At 63.1% G+C, this 16819-nt stretch carries 17 protein-coding genes; 5 read left to right on the plus strand and 12 right to left on the minus strand.

The window, feature by feature from the left end:
- The first annotated feature begins 20 nt into the window (after positions 1-20).
- The 3 genes from murI to ccmE all read left to right on the plus strand — a co-directional run bounded on the left by murI (position 21) and on the right by ccmE (position 2519).
- On the plus strand, positions 21-833 hold the full coding sequence (murI, locus tag BM151_RS01910; RefSeq protein ID WP_090056408.1) for a glutamate racemase: 813 nt from the start codon (positions 21-23) through the stop codon (positions 831-833).
- A 153-nt stretch (positions 834-986) separates the two neighbouring features.
- Complete coding sequence (gene argC / locus BM151_RS01915) at positions 987-2015, plus strand: N-acetyl-gamma-glutamyl-phosphate reductase (RefSeq protein ID WP_090056410.1); 1029 nt, start codon at positions 987-989, stop codon at positions 2013-2015.
- A gap of 60 nt (positions 2016-2075) precedes the next feature.
- Positions 2076-2519, plus strand: coding sequence for a cytochrome c maturation protein CcmE (ccmE, locus tag BM151_RS01920; RefSeq protein ID WP_177213038.1), 444 nt, complete (start codon positions 2076-2078; stop codon positions 2517-2519).
- 189 nt (positions 2520-2708) lie between these two features.
- Here the strand turns inward: ccmE and BM151_RS01925 are convergent, their stop codons facing one another.
- The 9 genes from BM151_RS01925 to BM151_RS01960 form a co-directional block, all read right to left on the minus strand.
- The gene (locus tag BM151_RS01925; RefSeq protein WP_090056414.1) at positions 2709-3485 is read right to left on the minus strand and encodes an enoyl-CoA hydratase-related protein; all 777 of its coding nucleotides are present in this window, start codon (positions 3483-3485) and stop codon (positions 2709-2711) included.
- Positions 3486-3599: 114 nt separating this feature from the next.
- Positions 3600-4163, minus strand: a complete 564-nt coding sequence (locus BM151_RS01930; RefSeq protein WP_090056417.1) for a DUF2087 domain-containing protein — start codon at positions 4161-4163, stop codon at positions 3600-3602.
- Between the two features lie 248 nt (positions 4164-4411).
- Positions 4412-4861: a cytochrome c-type biogenesis protein gene (locus tag BM151_RS01935; RefSeq protein WP_090059101.1), complete on the minus strand. Its 450-nt coding sequence runs from the start codon at positions 4859-4861 to the stop codon at positions 4412-4414.
- An 8-nt stretch (positions 4862-4869) separates the two neighbouring features.
- Positions 4870-6852 carry a heme lyase CcmF/NrfE family subunit gene (locus BM151_RS01940; RefSeq protein ID WP_090056419.1) on the minus strand — a complete coding sequence of 661 codons (1983 nt, stop codon included), beginning with the start codon at positions 6850-6852 and terminating at the stop codon, positions 4870-4872.
- 183 nt (positions 6853-7035) lie between these two features.
- Positions 7036-7470 (minus strand): hypothetical protein, encoded by a 435-nt coding sequence (locus BM151_RS01945; RefSeq protein ID WP_090056421.1) that lies wholly within the window; start codon positions 7468-7470, stop codon positions 7036-7038.
- A gap of 151 nt (positions 7471-7621) precedes the next feature.
- Complete coding sequence (locus BM151_RS21540) at positions 7622-7798, minus strand: hypothetical protein (RefSeq protein ID WP_177212996.1); 177 nt, start codon at positions 7796-7798, stop codon at positions 7622-7624.
- The gene (locus BM151_RS01950; RefSeq protein WP_090056424.1) at positions 7791-8378 is read right to left on the minus strand and encodes a holin family protein; all 588 of its coding nucleotides are present in this window, start codon (positions 8376-8378) and stop codon (positions 7791-7793) included. Before BM151_RS01950 ends, BM151_RS21540 begins: the two co-directional genes overlap by 8 nt.
- Positions 8369-8980 (minus strand): holin-associated N-acetylmuramidase, encoded by a 612-nt coding sequence (locus tag BM151_RS01955; protein ID WP_090056426.1) that lies wholly within the window; start codon positions 8978-8980, stop codon positions 8369-8371. The genes BM151_RS01950 and BM151_RS01955 overlap by 10 nt, the downstream gene beginning before the upstream one ends.
- 387 nt (positions 8981-9367) lie before the next feature.
- Positions 9368-9820: a MarR family winged helix-turn-helix transcriptional regulator gene (locus tag BM151_RS01960; RefSeq protein WP_090056429.1), complete on the minus strand. Its 453-nt coding sequence runs from the start codon at positions 9818-9820 to the stop codon at positions 9368-9370.
- Positions 9821-9892: 72 nt separating this feature from the next.
- On the opposite strand from BM151_RS01960, the gene BM151_RS01965 reads away from it, so the two are divergent.
- Positions 9893-10336: a hypothetical protein gene (locus BM151_RS01965; protein WP_090056432.1), complete on the plus strand. Its 444-nt coding sequence runs from the start codon at positions 9893-9895 to the stop codon at positions 10334-10336.
- Positions 10337-10429: 93 nt separating this feature from the next.
- Here BM151_RS01965 and BM151_RS01970 read toward each other — a convergent pair whose 3' ends face one another.
- From BM151_RS01970 to gltX, 3 genes are all read right to left on the minus strand, one after another.
- Positions 10430-11308, minus strand: a complete 879-nt coding sequence (locus BM151_RS01970) for a hypothetical protein (protein WP_090056434.1) — start codon at positions 11306-11308, stop codon at positions 10430-10432.
- Between the two features lie 202 nt (positions 11309-11510).
- Positions 11511-12809, minus strand: coding sequence for a citrate synthase (gene gltA, locus BM151_RS01975; RefSeq protein ID WP_090056436.1), 1299 nt, complete (start codon positions 12807-12809; stop codon positions 11511-11513).
- 313 nt (positions 12810-13122) lie between these two features.
- Positions 13123-14556, minus strand: a complete 1434-nt coding sequence (gltX, locus tag BM151_RS01980; RefSeq protein WP_090056439.1) for a glutamate--tRNA ligase — start codon at positions 14554-14556, stop codon at positions 13123-13125.
- Between the two features lie 82 nt (positions 14557-14638).
- Between gltX and BM151_RS01985 the strand changes: the two genes are divergently transcribed.
- Positions 14639-16786 (plus strand): ComEC/Rec2 family competence protein, encoded by a 2148-nt coding sequence (locus tag BM151_RS01985; protein ID WP_342714530.1) that lies wholly within the window; start codon positions 14639-14641, stop codon positions 16784-16786.
- The last annotated feature ends 33 nt before the right edge of the window (positions 16787-16819 follow it).

Below are 16819 nucleotides of genomic sequence, written 5' to 3' on the forward strand. Positions count from 1 at the left end.
TCTGAAGGACCGGTATTGAGATGGCAGTCGGTATTTTTGACAGTGGATTGGGCGGGTTGACGGTGTTGGACGCGGTCACGAAGCGTCTTCCGGATGTGCCTTTCGTCTATTTCGGCGACAATGCGCATGCGCCTTACGGGGTGCGCGATGCGGATGATGTCTATAATCTCACCACCGCTGCCGTGGAGCGGCTCTGGGAGGCGGGCTGCGATCTGGTGATCCTGGCCTGTAACACCGCCTCCGCCGCGGCCTTGCGCCGGATGCAGGAAAGCTGGATCCCGCCGGAGAAACGCGTGCTGGGTGTCTTCGTGCCGCTGATTGAGGCGCTGACCGAACGGCAATGGGGCGACAATTCCCCGCCGCGCGAGGTCGAGGTGAAACATGTGGCGCTCTTTGCCACCCCCGCCACGGTTGCCAGCCGGGCGTTCCAGCGTGAACTGGCGTTTCGCGCCATCGGGGTGGATGTCGAGGCCCAGGCCTGCGGCGGTGTCGTCGATGCCATCGAAGAGGGCGACATGATCCTCGCCGATGCGTTGGTGCGCTCGCATGTCGATGCTTTGAAACGCAAGATGCCGACGCCGGACGCCGCCATTCTGGGCTGTACCCATTACCCGATCATGGAGCGCGAGTTCCAGGAGGCGCTGGGTGCGGATGTGAAAGTGTTTTCCCAGGCCAATCTGGTGGCCGAGAGCCTCGCCGATTATCTGACGCGGCACCCGAAGATGATCGGGCCGGGCACGCAGAGCCTGTTCCTGACCACCGGTGATCCGGCGAAAGTGTCGCGTGGGGCGACGCAATTTCTGCGACGAAAAGTCGAGTTCATCAAAGCGTGATCGCATTCGGCGCCCCTTCGAGGCCCTGCGCGCCCCTGCGCCGAGTGGTCGCAATTGCGATAGATCCAGAATTCTTCTAAATTGATGGTTCCCGCGCCTGATCCGTTGACCCGGATCAAGGGCAGAGCGGGGCCGATGTGAGAGACGACGACCATGAGCTATAAAATCGCCATTCTTGGAGCTTCCGGCTATACCGGGGCCGAACTTGTCCGCCTGATCGCGACCCATCCGTCGATGGAGATCGTCGCGCTCTCCGGTGATCGCAAGGCCGGCATGGAGATGCATGAGGTCTATCCGCATCTGCGTCACATGGATCTGCCGGCGCTGTGCAAGATCGAGGATATCGATTTCGCCACCGTCGATCTGGCCTTCTGCGCCCTGCCGCATGCCACCTCGCAGGCGGTGATCAAGGAGCTGCCGCCGACGACCAAGGTGGTGGATCTCTCCGCCGATTTCCGGCTGCGCGATCCGGCCGAATACGAGAAATGGTATGGCAAGCCGCATTCTGCCGTCGAGATCCAGAAAGAGGCCGTCTATGGCCTGACCGAATTCTATCGTGACGAGATCAAGACCGCGCGGCTCGTGGCCGGGACCGGCTGCAACGCCGCCACCGGGCAATTCATCCTGCGGCCTCTCATTGCCGCCGGGGTGATCGATCTCGACCAGATCATTCTCGATCTGAAGGTCGCCGTGTCCGGCGCCGGGCGCTCGCTCAAGGAACATCTGCTTTACGGCGAGCTCGAGGACAATGCCTTTGGCTATTCCGTCGGCGGCAAGCACCGGCATCTGGGCGAGTTCGATCAGGAATTCTCCAAAATCGCCGGTCGCGATGTGAAGATCCAGTTCACCCCACACCTCGTACCCGCCACCCGCGGCATTCTCGCCACCGCTTACGTGCAGGGCGAGGCCGCGGCCGTGCATTACGCGCTGGCCGACGCTTACATGAATGAGCCGTTCATTCAGGTGCTGCCCCTGGGGCAGGTCCCCGCGATGAAACATGTGCGCGGTTCGAATTTCTGCCATATCGGCGTGGTGGAGGACCGCATCCCGGGCCGCACCATCGTCATCGGCACGCTCGACAACCTGACCAAGGGCTCGTCCGGTCAGGCCATCCAAAACGCCAACCTGATGCTGGGCCTTTCTGAGACCGAGGGTCTTATGAATGTGCCCATGTATCCCTAAGTATCCGTAACGTCCCCGTATGCAATTGCGGTTCTCGGAGGAGGAGATCCCATGGCCGGCTTGAAGAACCTGAAGAAGAAGCGCCGCGTGCAGGTGCTCGCGCTCACCACGGTGGCGCTTGTCCTGTCGGTGTCGCTCATTGGCTACGCCTTCCGCGATGGCATCAACCTGTTCCGGGCGCCGGCGCAGGTGATGGAAGATCCGCCGCGTGCCGGTGAGATTTTCCGCCTGGGCGGGCTGGTCGAGGACGGCACTCTGGTGCGCGGCGAAGGCACCCATGTGACCTTTTCCGTGACCGACGGTGCGGCGACCATCCCGGTGACCTTCGAAGGTGTGCTGCCGGATCTCTTCGGCGAGAACCAGGGCATGATTGGCACCGGCTCGATGGTCGAGGGCACCTTCGTCGCCACCGAGATCCTCGCCAAGCACGACGAGACCTATATGCCGAAAGAGGTGATGGACGCGCTGAAAGAGCAGGGTGTCTATCAGGAACCCGGGAGCTGAGGCCGCGCGGCGTCGGGACGGTCATGCCGGAGGCATGCTTTCAGCCTGACCGCACGCCCGGGCAACTGCGTTGTTATTCCGGGCGGTTGTGCGATGTTCCCAATGTCCGCAAAGAGCTCAAACCGGTCTTTCGCCGCGACATGCAAACGCGATCACTTTCGGAGACCGCAGGACCGCGCCGATGCGGCCTTACCGCCCCTCGTAGCGCGGTTTGCGCTTCTCAAGGAAAGCCAGCACGCCTTCCTTGAAATCGCGGGTCTGGCCGCAGCGGTTCTGCAGCCTGGCCTCGAGCGCCAATTGATCCTTGAGAGAATTGTCATAGGAGGCGTGCATGGCCTCCTTGAGATGGTGGTATGACACCGTCGGCCCCTTGGCGAGATAGGCGGCCCGGGCCTGCCAATGCGCCGCGAAATCCGCGTCCGGCACCGCCTCGTAGATCATCCCCCATTGCATCGCCTGCGCCGCCGTAATCTCGTCGGCAAAGAGCGAAGCGCCCATGGCGCGGGCGAGCCCGACGAGACGCGGCAGCACATAGGTGCCCCCGGCATCGGGAATGAGGCCGATCCGGGAGAAGGCCTGCAGAAACACCGCCGATTGCGTCGCGATCACCACGTCGCAATTGAGCGCCAGCGACGCCCCAGCCCCCGCTGCCGTGCCATTGACCGCGGCAATGATCGGCACCGGGCTGTCATGGATGGCATGCACCATCGGCTCATATTCATCGCGCAGCGTGCGTTCGAGATCGGCGGTGGCGGCATCGACCCCGTCGCCGAGATCCTGACCGGAGCAAAAGGCCCGGCCCTCGCCGGTCAGGACGATCACCCGGGCAGATTTCGCGGCATCGCGCACCGCATGGGTGATCTCGGCCCGCATCTGGGTGTTGAGCGCATTCATCACCTCGGGGCGATTGAGCGTCACCGTCGCGATGTCGTTTTCAAGCGTGAAGCGGATCGTCTCGTAATGCATATGCGTCTCTCTCCCGATGTGCCTCCCCAAGATAGGGAGGCCCGCCGAGAAAGGAAGAGAGACGCTCCGTCAAAAGGCGATTTCTCCCGCGCTTGCCGCGTGCTTTCGGTGCCCTCACTGCGCCGGCGTACGGCCCGCCGCTTCGGCAGCGGCTTCCCGGCGCCGGGTCACTTCGCGGATGATCGCCTGTGCCGTGGCGTCGGGTCTGGCCTCGACCCGGGTATAGACCGAGCCATCGCGATTGCGGCTCAGCAGCCCGTCCTCGGCCAGAGAGCGCCGGATCTGTGCCGGGTCGCGAAAGCGGGTCATCGTGTCGAAGAGATCGGAAATCTCCCGTTCGGTGAAGTTTTTTCGCGGCGGCACCTGGGCCCAGAGCGCCCAGAGACAGAGCTGACGGATCTTGCGCTTGGTCGACCAGCTGTCCAGCAACCCGTCTTGCGTAAACCGCGCCAGCACCCGCGACAGGGCCCGGCCTTCGACCGGCGCCACCGGTTCGATCCCGACCTGGGTGGCCTTGAGATGCTGGAAATTGCGATAACCGCCGGCGCGGGCCACGGCATTCAGGATGGTCTGGTGACCAGGCGTCTGATCGCCCAGATCAGAAGCCAGATCGGTTTTGAGCGCCCGCGCAAAGGCGGACACATCGGGAAGGGTGAGTGAAATGATCTCACGGGTCATCGGGTTTCTCCGTTGATCGCGTCTGGCATATCATGCCTGTATCGTGCGGGGAGCTGCCCTTGGCCCACGCGGAAATTTGACGCGCGGAAGTCCGAAATGATGCGTATTTCAAAGCAGGTTCAGCATGGCCCTCGCGGGCTGGCAGCGACTCGGTGAACTGCGGACCGTGCCCGAGATATAGGAAACCCGCCGCTTTCTGTCCAGTGATGGGGAAAACGACGGGCTTACATGCTTTACCCAGAGAGGGCTCAGTCCTTCATGATCGCGGCCAGGCGCTTTTCCTCATCCTCGGACAGCGCATCGAGTTCCGGCTCGCTCTGGCGCCGACGGATAAAGCTGATGCCGATGCCCAAGGCGAGGATCAGCATCACCGGCCCGGCGATCCAGAGGATCTTGTTCGATCCGGTGAGCGTCGGTTTCAACAGCACGTATTCGCCGTAACGATCGACGATATAGGCCACGGTCTCGTTGTTGCTGTCGCCAGCCACGAGGCGTTCGCGCACCAGAAGCCGCAGGTCCTTGGCGAGTTTCGCATTGCTCTCGTCGATATTCTCGTTGCGACAGACGAGACAGCGCAGACCCTGCGAAATCTCCCGGGCGCGGGATTCCATCGCCGGATCGGGCAGGACCTCGTCGGGCTGCACGGCCACCGCGGGGACGGCAATGAGCAGTGCCAGGACCAGAAACAGGGGTTTCAGAAGCGCTTTCATTCCGCCGGCACTCCCTTATGCGCCTCTTTCGGCGACACCTTGGCTTTGCGCGCGCCCGCAGCGACGCGGTAGCGACGGTCCGACAGCGACAGCAGCCCGCCAAAGGCCATGATGATCGTGCCACCCCAGATCCAGTTCGCCAGCGGCTTGATATAGGTGCGCACGGCCCAGCCCCCATTCGACTGGATATCGCCGATCACCAGATAGACGTCACGCAGGAAACCGTTGTCGATCCCGGCCTCGGTGGTCGGCATCTGCGCCACCGGGTAGGAGCGTTTCTCGGGGTGCAAGGTGCCGACCTTCTTGTCGCCGTCGAACACCGTCATGGTGGCCATGGTGGTGATATAGTTCGGCCCCTGCCCGCGCTCGACATTGTCGAGCGAGATCGTGTAGCCCGCGACATCGAACATCTCGCCAACCTGCACCACGCGGATATCCTCGACGGTCCAGGCGGTCAGCCCGGCAATGCCGGCGATGGTGACACCGAGGCCGCCATGGGCAAAGAGCCGGCCCCAATCGGCCCGCGGCAAGCGCGCAAGACGCGACAGGTCGCGTTTCTGACCAAGGCGCAAAAGGATGTCCTGTACCGCCCCGGCGATGAGCCAGGTGCCCAGAGCCAGTCCGATCGGACCGAGGAGCGTGCGCTCCGTCTGGATCGACCAGATCAGGCCCAGCACCGCCAGAGCGAGCAGCATCGACGGCACGAGCTTTTTCACCGCCACGCCCAGACGCGCGCGTTTCCACGGCAGGATCGCCCCCACCGGCAGGATCACCGCCAGAGCGGTGAAGAACGGCGTGAAGGCGGCATTGAAGAACGGCGCCCCGACCGAGAGCTTGCGCGCCCAGAAGGCTTCGGCCACCAGCGGCCAGATCGTACCGGTGAAGACGACGAGTGCGGCGACGGCCAGCAGGATATTGTTCATCACCAGCGCGCTTTCACGCGACACCATGGAGAAGACGCCCTTGGCGGTCATCACCGAAGCCCGCGCGGTAAAAAGCGTCAGCGCCCCGCCCATGAAGAAGGCGAGGATCAACAGGATGAACACACCACGTTCCGGGTCATTGGCAAAGGCATGCACCGAGGTGATCACGCCGGAACGCACCAGGAAAGTGCCAATCAGAGAGAAACCGAAAGCCATGATCGCCAGAAGGATGGTCCAGCTTTTCAGCGTCTCGCGTTTCTCGACCACGATGGCGGAATGCAGAAGGGCTGCGGCAAAGAGCCAGGGCATGAAAGACGCGTTCTCGACCGGGTCCCAGAACCAGAACCCGCCCCAGCCCAGCTCGTAATAGGCCCACCAGGAGCCAAGCCCGATGCCGATGGTCAGGAACAGCCAGGCGGCGAGCGTCCAGGGCCGCACCCAGCGCCCCCATGCGGCATCGACCCGGCCCTCGAGAAGCGCGGCCACGGCGAAGGAGAAGGTCATCGAGAGACCGACATAGCCGAGGTAGAGAAATGGCGGATGGAAGGCCAGCCCCGGGTCCTGCAACAGCGGGTTCAGGTCATCGCCATTCATCGGCGGCATCGCCAGACGGGCAAACGGGTTCGAGGTGAACAGGATGAAGGCCAGGAAGGCCACGCCGATCGAGCCCTGCACCCCGATCACCCGAGCGCGCAAGGTTTCCGGCAGGTTGGAACCGAACAGCGCGGCAGCCGCCCCAAAGAGCGCCAGAATCAGCACCCAGAGGAGCATCGAGCCCTCATGGTTGCCCCAGACGCCCGAGACCTTGTAGAGCATCGGCTTGAGGGTGTGAGAGTTCTCCACCACCACTTTCAGCGAGAAATCCGAGGTAACGAACGCATAGGTCAGCGCGCCGAAGGAAAAGGCGATCAACACCAGCTGCACCATTGCCGCCGGGTCGCCCACCGCCATCAGGCTGCGATTGCGGGTCTGCGCCCCCCAAAGCGGCAAGATCGTCTGCGCGATGGCGACAAAAAACGCCATCACGAGGGCAAAATGTCCAAGTTCTACGAGCATGCGTGGCCTCCCTTTTAAAATCGTTCTACCCGCTCCGGGCAGTTCCGCCAATGGGCTGCGCGCGCATGTCGCAAGGAAAACCGGGCCGCCGGCGTCGCGCCCCGGGCGCGGTCGCTCCGAGCGATCCGGCGAAAACCGGAGAAACACATGCGTTTTATCGCATTTTTCCCGGATTTTGCCGCTTCACAGCAGGAAAACCGCCGCGAAAGACAGGAAAAACGCCCCCATGACCGGCCAGAGAAAGCTCAGCCCCGTGAGGCCGAATGTGCCCTGAATCACCGAAAAGTGAAGCACGGCTCCGGCGATCAACAGCGCGAGCGCGAGCAAAAGCAGGATGGTTTCACCGCCGGAGGCGTTGGAAATCCGCGCCACGCGGGCCCAGCACCCGCTCGCCCAGAATGCCATGGTGAGCCCCGATCCGGCCCAGGACAGCGCCATGCCCAGCGCCAGCGGTGTCGCGCGCTGCGACCAGAGCCACAGGAAGGTGGCGGAGATCATCAGGGCCATCAGGGCGATGGCGCCATAGCTCAACGCAAGCACCTGATGCGGCCCGAGGAGCAGGAGCATGAGACAGAGTGCGCCCGCCACGAGGGCATAAAGACCGAAGACCTGTTTCATGGTTTCAACATCTCCTTGACCGCCGCGTCGAGCGCATCGGCCGCCGCCTGATGGCGTTTGAGCGCGACCGTGAGATCCCGACTCATCCGTAGCCCGCGCAACTTTGCCCAAATCCAACCTGCGCGTTTCCCCGAGATCTTGCCCATCCCCCTCACCCGTGCGGCAGGCGTTCGCGGATCATCGTGGTCAGTTCCACGAGGATCTGGGTGTTCTTGTCGAGCACCGCGCGCGTCGCCTGATCCTTTTGCAGATCGCGATACAGCAGGTAGAACACCATGAGCACCCAGGGCCCGTGTTCCGCCAGAGCGGCAATCAACGTCTCACTCATCGCGCCCTCCCGCCCCGCTGGCCCGCCACTCCGCCAGAGCCGGGTTTAGCGCATCGCTCCCCGGCACGGAGGCCGGGGGGGCGGGCAGATCCGGCCCCTCTGCCGTCGCGCCGGCGCGCAAGGCCTCAAGCGCCCGGATATTCGTCGTCACGGTCGAGGCCCGGGCCATGGTGGAGGCGACAGAGCGCTGAAACTCCTGCGATTTCACCTGATAGCGGGCACCGAAATAGAACGAGACGATGGTGCCCAACAGCCACCAGAGCGGTTCCGGGATCAGAGCGACCCCCTGCATCCGCGCGGCAAACCAGACCGGATCGACCATGGCCGCGACACAAAGCCCGATGGTGCCAAAGGCCATCAGCGGCCGCGGCACCCGGTTGAGCGCATCCATGAACCGATCAAAATCCCCCTGACGCGGGGCGGCGAATTCGGTGGCGAATTGCTGCATCGCCGCTGCCCGCATCGCCGCCTCACGCGCGCCGGCGTTTTCCGAGTTTTCGAAAAAGACCTCCGCCGTGTCTTTGATCACATTTTGGCCGGAGCCAAACAGCAGCGCGAAAACCCGTTCGATCACCCCCATGTCGCCACCCGGGCGGCATGCTCGGCCTCCGTCAGGTGATAGCGCAGCGAGATGAACTCTTCGGCACGGGTGATCCAACCGCCCTTGCCGCCATCGCGACGGCGGGCGTATTTGCGGGCACTCGGACGACGATCCGCCAAAGCGTAATAGTAATTGCGCCGGGCAATGCCATAAGCATCGGCGAGATAGGCCGGCGCCAGAGATTGCGCGATGAATGCCGCCTCGATGGTCTGCGGCCCGATGGCGCCGTCGATCGCGATCCTTTGTCCCATGTCAGTCAAGAGACGTTGCAAGATCCGCACCGCATTGGCGCCGGCATTGACATACATGTCAAAGACCGACGGCTGAAGCACCGGCGGCAATTCATCGATCCGGGGCCGGTGGAAATACTGTTCGACATAGAGGTCGCACACCTGTTTGCGGCTGAGCCTCCGGATATCGCGGTTCTCGATCCGGCCATTGCCGTCGAGATCGAGGCCGAGGCGTTTCAGCGTCGCAAGGCTCAGCCCGTATTTCGTCGCGCCGCCCGGATCGTCCGGATCGTTCACGTAACCGCCCTCGCGGGTGATGATCTCCATGGCGAGTTGCTGAACTGATTTCATAGGCCCCACTCCCGAAAGGTGACGGGAGAGAGGGTCCTAGAAAGAGGTTAAGCCTGCCCGATCAGAGCGTGCGATGGGGAGAGGTGGAAGACGGAGGGGGACATGAGCCCATGTCGGACATTCGGAACATCGCGCAACCGCCGGGAACAGCAACGCAGTTGCCCGGGCGTGCGGTCAGGCTGAAAGCATGCCTCCGGCATGACCCGTCCCGGCGGTCAGGCGCATTTGTCATCCCCGTGCAACGGATTGATCTTTATCGGATTTGGCTGACATAAAGCGCGGACCTCCGAGAGCAGATGCGCCAGCCCACGGTCCGGCGCATGCCCTCATGTCAGTGCGGTAACCAATGTCCGCTCCGCCCGCATTTCTGCCTGACCTGCGCCCAGCTCAGCTCTCGGAGAGGTTGTCGATGGCCCGGGTGATCAGGGACATCAGTGTGGCGCGCTCAGCTGCGCTCATGCCACGTGTTGCCGCGATATTGACCTCCTGGGCGGCCTGAATGGCCGGGGCCTGCAACTGCCGGGCCTGTTCTGTGAGCCAGACGGTCTGCACCCGGGCGTCCCGGTCATGGGCGCGGCGGGTGATCAGCCCGTCACGTTCCATCCGTGCCAATGTATTGGCCATGGTCGCCTGTTCGACGCCAAGCTCGGCCACCAGTTCGCGCTGCGTACGCCCCTCCTTTTCCCACAGGGCCAGCATCACCGGAAATGTGCCGGTGGAGAGGCCCAGCGGTTTGATCCCGTCCTGAATGGCGCGGGCGAAGAGCCGGGCCATGTGGTTGACCAGATAGCCTTCGGAGCGGCTGCGATGAAATTGCGGGTCTGTGTCTGTCGGCGTCATGGGACTTGTCTTTCATAATATAGCTTGCTATGCAAATATATATAGCAAGCTATTTAAAAATGGAGATCCGCTATGCTGCCCAAATTCCATGCCGCCGCAGGGGCGGTGGCGCTTTTGACCATCGCCGGGTTCTGGACCGCCACGGTGACGACGCTTCTGATTGGCGACAAATATCTGATCGCCATGGTGAAACTGACCATTGCCTGGGGGCTTTTGGGGGTGATCCCGATGCTCCTGCTGGCCGGGCTGAGCGGCAACCGGCTGGCCCGGGCGATGCGCGGTCCGGTGATCGCCGCGAAACAGAGGCGGATGAAAATCATCGCCATCAACGGTGTCGTTTTTCTCGTGCCTTCGGCGCTCACGCTTCTGCCGCTGGCGATGCAGGGGCAGGGCGGGCTGGTCTATTATGGCATCCAACTCATCGAACTGGCCGCCGGCGCGACCAATATTACGCTTTTGGCGCTGAACATGCGCGACGGGATGCGACTGGCGCGACGGCGCGCCATGGTCGCCTGATCCGGTCGCGCCAGACAGGATCAGACAGACCAGACAAAAGACCCCGCCAGCCTGGCGGGGTCTGTCTCTCTAGGGGATCGTGAGAGGAAAGGCTCAGCCGATGCCGATGCCGCCACCGCCGATGTCGCCCGGATCGGCCAGCCCGATCACGGTGACGTCGACCGTGCCGGTGACGCCATTCTCGATCTCGTAGGTGAAGCTGGTGATGGTTTCCTCAAAGGCGCCCAGCGTGTCGAAATCGCCTCCGGCGTTGAAATCCACGGTGCCATCCGGGTAGATCGTCAGCGTGCCGCCATTGCTGCCGGCGACGGTGATCGCCTCGGTGATCTCCACCCCGTCCTGATAGATGCCCCCGTCATAGGCCGTGCCATCGGTGGTGTCATTGGCCAGAACAGACTCGGCGCCGCCGTCGATAAACTCGAAGCCGTCGGCATTGTCGGAGAACACCAGGATGCTGTCATCGACGGCTTCGATGACGGCGCTTGCGGGTGCTTCCGGCGCGGTGGCGCCGAGTTTGAGCGAGTCGTCGCGGGTCCCGTCTTCGGTGCCGACCGAGGTCAGGCGCACGCCGAAATCCTGCAGCGCAATGGTCTCGAGGCTGAGATCGAGACTGTCATGGCTCAGGGTGAAGGAGGTCTGGCGAATATCATCCTCGCCGATGCCCTGGGTGCCGAATTGCACGCCGCCGTCGAATTTGCCGTATTCCTGGACCACCTCACCGTTCATATTGGTGTAGCTGTCCACCTTGGTCACCGAATTGGCGTCGAAATTGTCATCGGTGATCATGTCGCCGGTGACCGAGAGGCCGCTGACCAGGCTGTCATCGAGCACGTCGAAGAACAGTGCATTCAGATCGCCGATCGATCCGGTGTCGTCGAGCACCAGAAGGTCAAAGACCAGATCTCCGTTCACCTCGGTGACCGTGACCTGCACATTCACCTCGCCCTCAATCACAAAGCTCATCGTCGCCATATTTTGTCCTCCTGCGGATTCTGCGAGTGTCTTTCAAAGTCGGAGCACAGAACCAAGACACCGGGGCGGAAACGGGGCAGGGGCACGGCAGAGGCGGGGCGCAAAGGCTTAATTTTCGAAAAACATCCCGTGGGTTGCCCAAAACGCACAAAAAACCCGCCGTTGCCGGCGGGTTTTGTCATTTCAGAGATCGAAAAGGCGCTTAGCCGCGGTCTTCGACATTCACATAGTCGCGCTCGGTGGCGCCGGTGTAAAGCTGACGCGGACGGCCGATTTTCATTGCCGGATCCTCGATCATCTCTTTCCACTGCGAAATCCAGCCGACGGTGCGCGACAGCGCGAAGATCGGCGTGAACATCGAGGTCGGGAAGCCCATGGCCTCGAGGATGATGCCGGAATAGAAATCGACATTCGGGAAGAGCTTCTTGTCGGCGAAATACGGGTCTTGCAGCGCCTGTTTTTCGAGCTCTTTCGCGACCTGAAGCGTCGGGTTGTTCTCGATGCCCAGCAGTTCGAGCACCTCGTCGGCCGACTGTTTCATCACTTTCGCGCGCGGGTCGAAGTTCTTGTAGACGCGGTGACCAAAGCCCATCAGGCGGAACGGATCGTTCTTGTCCTTGGCGCGGGCGATGAATTCCGGGATGCGATCCACGGTGCCAATCTCGCGCAGCATCTCGAGACAGGCCTGGTTGGCACCGCCGTGTGCCGGGCCCCAGAGACAGGCGATACCCGCGGCGATACAGGCGAACGGGTTGGCGCCCGAGGAGGACGCCAGGCGCACGGTCGAGGTCGAGGCGTTCTGCTCGTGGTCGGCGTGCAGCGTGAAGATCCGGTCCATGGCGCGCGACAGGATCGGGTTGACCTCGTATTTCTCGGCCGGAACGGAGAAGCACATGTTCAAGAAGTTCGACGCATAGTCGAGATCGTTGCGCGGATACACGAAAGGCTGGCCGATCGTGTATTTGTAAGCCATGGCGGCAATCGTCGGCATTTTCGCGATCAGGCGAATGGTCGCCACTTCGCGCTGATGCGCATCGTTGATGTCGATGGAGTCGTGATAGAAGGCGGACATGGCGCCGACCACACCGACCATGATCGCCATCGGGTGCGCGTCACGACGGAAACCGGTGAAGAATTTGAGCATCTGCTCGTGCACCATGGTGTGACGGGTCACCAGGCCCTCGAATTTTTCCATCTGTGCGGCGGTCGGCAGTTCCCCGTAGAGCAGCAGGAAGCAGACCTCGAGGAAATGCGATTTCTCGGCCAGATCGCCGATCGTGTAGCCACGGTGCAAGAGCACGCCTTCGCCGCCGTCGATATAGGTGATGGCGCTGTCGCAGGAGGCGGTGGAGGTGAAACCCGGGTCATAGGTGAAGACGCCAGCCTGGCCGTAAAGCTTGCGGATGTCGAGCACATCCGGGCCTGCGGTCGGAGAATAGACGGGAAGCTCGTAAGTCTGTCCGTCAAGCGTCAGAGACGCGGTCTTCTGAGTATCTGCCATGGTGGTTCCTTCGGTTGACAGCGTCCCTCTCACCACGTGGTGGGCACGTGAGGGGCCAAGGGCCGCTGATGGTCAAAGCGGGCGCCCGGGCGGTTCCCGGACACCTTTGGGGCTCGGGACCCAGTTTGACACGGGTCCAAATCTGGCCCGCACAAGACCACAGGACCGCACCGGGGATTGCCCCCGTGCGCATCAGCCTGTGACCCCTTTTACGGGCCTGTCCGCAACGTCGCCGCCGCGGTGAAATTCCTGTTGTGACCGTCAGGTGTCCTGGTCACTGCCTGGCCGTATCTCTCACCCGAGTGACCGGCCCTTATCCCTCTAGCTCTTTGACCATCGCCCGGAAATCTTCGATCCGGGCCAGGCTTTCCTCGCGTCCGAGGACGAGCATCATGTCGAGCACACTGGGGGTTGCAGCCCGGCCTGCGAGCGCCGATCTCAAAGGTCCGGCAACTTTCCCGAACCCGAGTTCCATGGCTTCCATCACCTGGCCGACCGCCTGCTCCAATGCGTCGCGCTCCCAGCTAGCATTTTGCAGGTGCGGCGTCAATTCTTCCAGTATACCATTGGATACAGAAACCAGCTGTTTTTGCGCTTTTTCATCCATGTCCACAGGCCGGGAAACCAGCGCAAACCGTGCTTTTTCAAGAAGTTGAGGGTAGGTCTTGGCCGAGCCTTTGAGGCAGGGCAGAGCCGCTGCGAGCCGGGTTTTTTGTCCCGGTTCGAGTGCCGTACCACCGGAAGCTGCAAGATATCCGTCAATTTCGCTCAAGATTTCATCATCCGCCAGGATCGCAATATGCTGACCACAGATATTCTCAAGTTTCTTGGTGTCAAATCGTGCCGGTGCCTTGTTGATTCCATCGAGATCGAACCATTCCTGAGCCTGTGCATCGGTAAAGAATTCGTCATCGCCATGCGACCAGCCGAGACGCGCGAGATAATTGCGCATGCCCGCGGCCGGATAGCCCATGGCCTGATATTCCTTGACGCCCACCGCGCCGTGACGTTTCGACATTTTCTTGCCGTCGGGTCCGAAGATCAGCGGGATATGGGCATAGACCGGCAGCGGCCAGCCCATCGCCTCGTAGATGGTCATTTGACGCGCGGCATTGGCCAGATGGTCATCCCCCCGGATCACATGGGTCACGCCCATGTCATGGTCATCGACAACAACGGCCAGCATGTAGGTCGGTGTGCCATCCGAGCGTAACAGGATCATGTCATCGAGCTGATCGTTCTTGAAGGTCACATCGCCCTGCACCTTGTCCTGCACCACCGTGGCGCCTTCGCGCGGGGCCTTGACGCGGATCACATAGGGCAGGTCCGGATGGTCCGCCTCGGCGACATCGCGCCAGGGCGAGCGATAAAGCGTGCTTTCCTTCCTGGCGCGGGCCTCTTCGCGGAAGGATTCGATCTCGTCCTGGGTGGCGAAGCACTTATAGGCCTTGCCCGCCGCCAACATCTCGCGCGCCACCTCGGCGTGGCGATCGGCGCGCTCAAACTGGCTCACCGCCTCGCCATCGTAATCGAGGCCGAGCCATTCCATGCCGTCGAGAATCCCCTGGGTCGCCTCCGGGGTCGAGCGCGCCCGGTCGGTGTCCTCGATGCGCAGGAGGAATTTGCCGCCGCGGCCGCGGGCGTAGAGCCAGGAGAACAGCGCCGTGCGGGCGGTGCCGATATGCATGTCGCCGGTGGGCGAGGGAGCGATGCGGGTGACGACAGGCGTGTTGGCGATCTCGGACATGGAGCAATTAACCCTTTGGTAACCATGATGGCGGAAGTCTTGTTGCTGAGGGGCATACGGGAAGGCGGAAAAGGACTCAAGGGTGCGGCCGCTCTCATCTCTGGCCATCTCCATGGCGCGGACCGGTGTCGATGTGATCGACGGTCAACGCGGGCGGCTGTTCCTGTGGTTGCCCGTGGGGTTCGGTACGGGCATCGGCAGCTATTTCGCTCTGCCGTTGGAACCCGGCCCGATCATCTGGATCGGGATTGCACTCATGGCCCTCGCGCTGCTGATCTCCCTGACGCGGCTGCCACCATTACTTGCCCCGCCTGCGGTCGCTGCGCTGGTCATTCTGATGGGCTTCGGCGCCGCCGGGTTGCGCGCCCATCTGGTGGCTGCGCCGGTGCTCGGTTTTCGCTATTACGGCCCGGTCGAGGGCCGGGTGATCAGGATCGACCGCTCCGCCAGTGACGCGCGGCGGCTGACGCTCGATCGGGTGGTGCTGACGGATTTCTCACTGGAGCGCACGCCGGCGCGGGTGCGTGTCTCGCTCCATGCCGCGCAGGAGTTCATCACGCCCGAACCGGGCATGCGGCTCGCCGTCACCGCGCATCTCTCGCCGCCGCCGGGGCCCGCGGAACCCGGCGGGTTCGATTTCAAGCGCATGGCCTGGTTCGACCGGCTGGGCGCCGTTGGCTATAGCCGCAGCCCGGCGCTTCGCGCGGGTGCGGCGGAGCCCTATGCGCTGCTCGGCGTGCATCGGCTGCGCCAGACCATGTCGGACGCGTTACAGACCCGGCTGCCCGGTCAACGTGGCGCCTTCGCCGCTGCCATTCTCACCGGCGACCGCACCGGGATCTCGCCCGCGACCTCAGAGGCGCTCAGAGGTGCCAACCTGTCGCATCTGCTGGCGATTTCCGGGCTGCATATGGGATTGCTGACCGGCGTGGTCTTCTACGCGCTGCGTCTGGTTCTCGCGCTCATTCCCGGTGCGGCGCTGAAATACCCGATCAAGAAAATCGCCGCCATGGGCGCCTTGATGGCCGGGGGCTTCTATCTCGCGCTCTCGGGGTTCAATGTCGCCACGGAGCGGGCTTTCACCATGATCTCGGTGATGTTCATTGCCGTGCTGCTGGATCGTCGGGCGATCTCGCTTCGAACCGTCGCCATCGCGGCGCTGATCATCCTCGCCTTTCAACCCGAGGTGCTGCCCGAACCCGGGTTCCAGATGTCCTTTGCCGCCACCACGGCGTTGGTCGCGGTGTTCTCGATCCTGCGCCGGATGCGGCTGATGGTGCGCTGGCCCCCCGCGGCCCGTGTCATCGTCAGCGTTGTCATCTCCTCGGCCGTGGCCGGGATCGCGACGGCGCCGGTCGCCGCCGCGCATTTCAACCGCATCGCCGATTACGGGTTGCTGGCCAATGTTCTGGCGGTGCCGCTGATGGGGGCCGTGGTGATCCCGGCGGCGGTCTTTGCCCTGCTTCTCCTGCCGATCGGGGCCGAAGGCGTCGCGCTCTGGGCAATGGGGCAGGGCATTGGCTGGATACTCGGGGTGGCCGGGACCGTCTCCTCCTGGCAGGGGGCTGTGACGCATATCGCCTCGCCTCCGGGGGCGAGCCTGCCGCTGATCGCGTTTGGCGGGCTGTTCGTGATCCTCTGGCGCGGGCGCTGGCAGGGGATCGGGATTGCGCCGGTGGCTCTGGGTTTCATGCTCTGGGCGATGGCGGAGCGCCCGGCGCTGTTGATCGCCGACGATGGCAGCCTGACCGGGCGGATGACGGCACAGGGGCGCTGGCTGTCCAAGGACAAGGGCTCGGGCTTTGCCGCCGGGGTCTGGCTTGAGAATGACGGCGATCTCCCGGATCAGGCCCGTGCCGCCGCACGTCCGCCCGTGCCGCTGGATCTGGGCGGGCTTCGCATCCGTCAGGTGACGGGGCGCGGCTGGCAGGAGGCGGCGCGTGCGGCCTGTGCCGAGGCCGACCTGGTCATTCTCAACCAACTCTGGGAGGAGGCGCCGCTCACGGACTGCCTGTTGATCGATCTGGGCTTTCTGTGCAAGAGCGGGTCGCTGGCCCTGAGCGCCTCGAGCGCAGGGGGCGGGGCCCTGCGCCTGACCAGCGCCTATGGTGCTTCGGGGCTGCGCCTGTGGAACACGCCGGCCTTGCGTTGGGACCCGCCGCGCAGGGCAGGTGAAGTGAAAGAAAAACTGCCCCCATATGTCATGGGGACAGTTTTCAATATCAGATGAGGCCTGCCAGATGAGGCATCTCAGATGAGAAAT

It is taken from the genome of Celeribacter neptunius (genome assembly GCF_900113955.1).
GTDB lineage: Bacteria > Pseudomonadota > Alphaproteobacteria > Rhodobacterales > Rhodobacteraceae > Celeribacter > Celeribacter neptunius.

Coding starts and splice junctions, on each gene's coding strand:
- murI (WP_090056408.1), top strand. CDS start 21: ATGGCAGTCGGTATTTTTGACAGTGGATTGGGCGGGTTGACGGTGTTG.
- argC (WP_090056410.1), top strand. CDS start 987: ATGAGCTATAAAATCGCCATTCTTGGAGCTTCCGGCTATACCGGGGCC.
- BM151_RS01925 (WP_090056414.1), bottom strand. CDS start 3,485: ATGCATTACGAGACGATCCGCTTCACGCTTGAAAACGACATCGCGACG.
- BM151_RS01930 (WP_090056417.1), bottom strand. CDS start 4,163: ATGACCCGTGAGATCATTTCACTCACCCTTCCCGATGTGTCCGCCTTT.
- BM151_RS01940 (WP_090056419.1), bottom strand. CDS start 6,852: ATGCTCGTAGAACTTGGACATTTTGCCCTCGTGATGGCGTTTTTTGTC.
- BM151_RS01945 (WP_090056421.1), bottom strand. CDS start 7,470: ATGAAACAGGTCTTCGGTCTTTATGCCCTCGTGGCGGGCGCACTCTGT.
- BM151_RS21540 (WP_177212996.1), bottom strand. CDS start 7,798: ATGAGTGAGACGTTGATTGCCGCTCTGGCGGAACACGGGCCCTGGGTG.
- BM151_RS01950 (WP_090056424.1), bottom strand. CDS start 8,378: ATGGGGGTGATCGAACGGGTTTTCGCGCTGCTGTTTGGCTCCGGCCAA.
- BM151_RS01955 (WP_090056426.1), bottom strand. CDS start 8,980: ATGAAATCAGTTCAGCAACTCGCCATGGAGATCATCACCCGCGAGGGC.
- BM151_RS01960 (WP_090056429.1), bottom strand. CDS start 9,820: ATGACGCCGACAGACACAGACCCGCAATTTCATCGCAGCCGCTCCGAA.
- BM151_RS01965 (WP_090056432.1), top strand. CDS start 9,893: ATGCTGCCCAAATTCCATGCCGCCGCAGGGGCGGTGGCGCTTTTGACC.
- BM151_RS01970 (WP_090056434.1), bottom strand. CDS start 11,308: ATGGCGACGATGAGCTTTGTGATTGAGGGCGAGGTGAATGTGCAGGTC.
- gltA (WP_090056436.1), bottom strand. CDS start 12,809: ATGGCAGATACTCAGAAGACCGCGTCTCTGACGCTTGACGGACAGACT.
- gltX (WP_090056439.1), bottom strand. CDS start 14,556: ATGTCCGAGATCGCCAACACGCCTGTCGTCACCCGCATCGCTCCCTCG.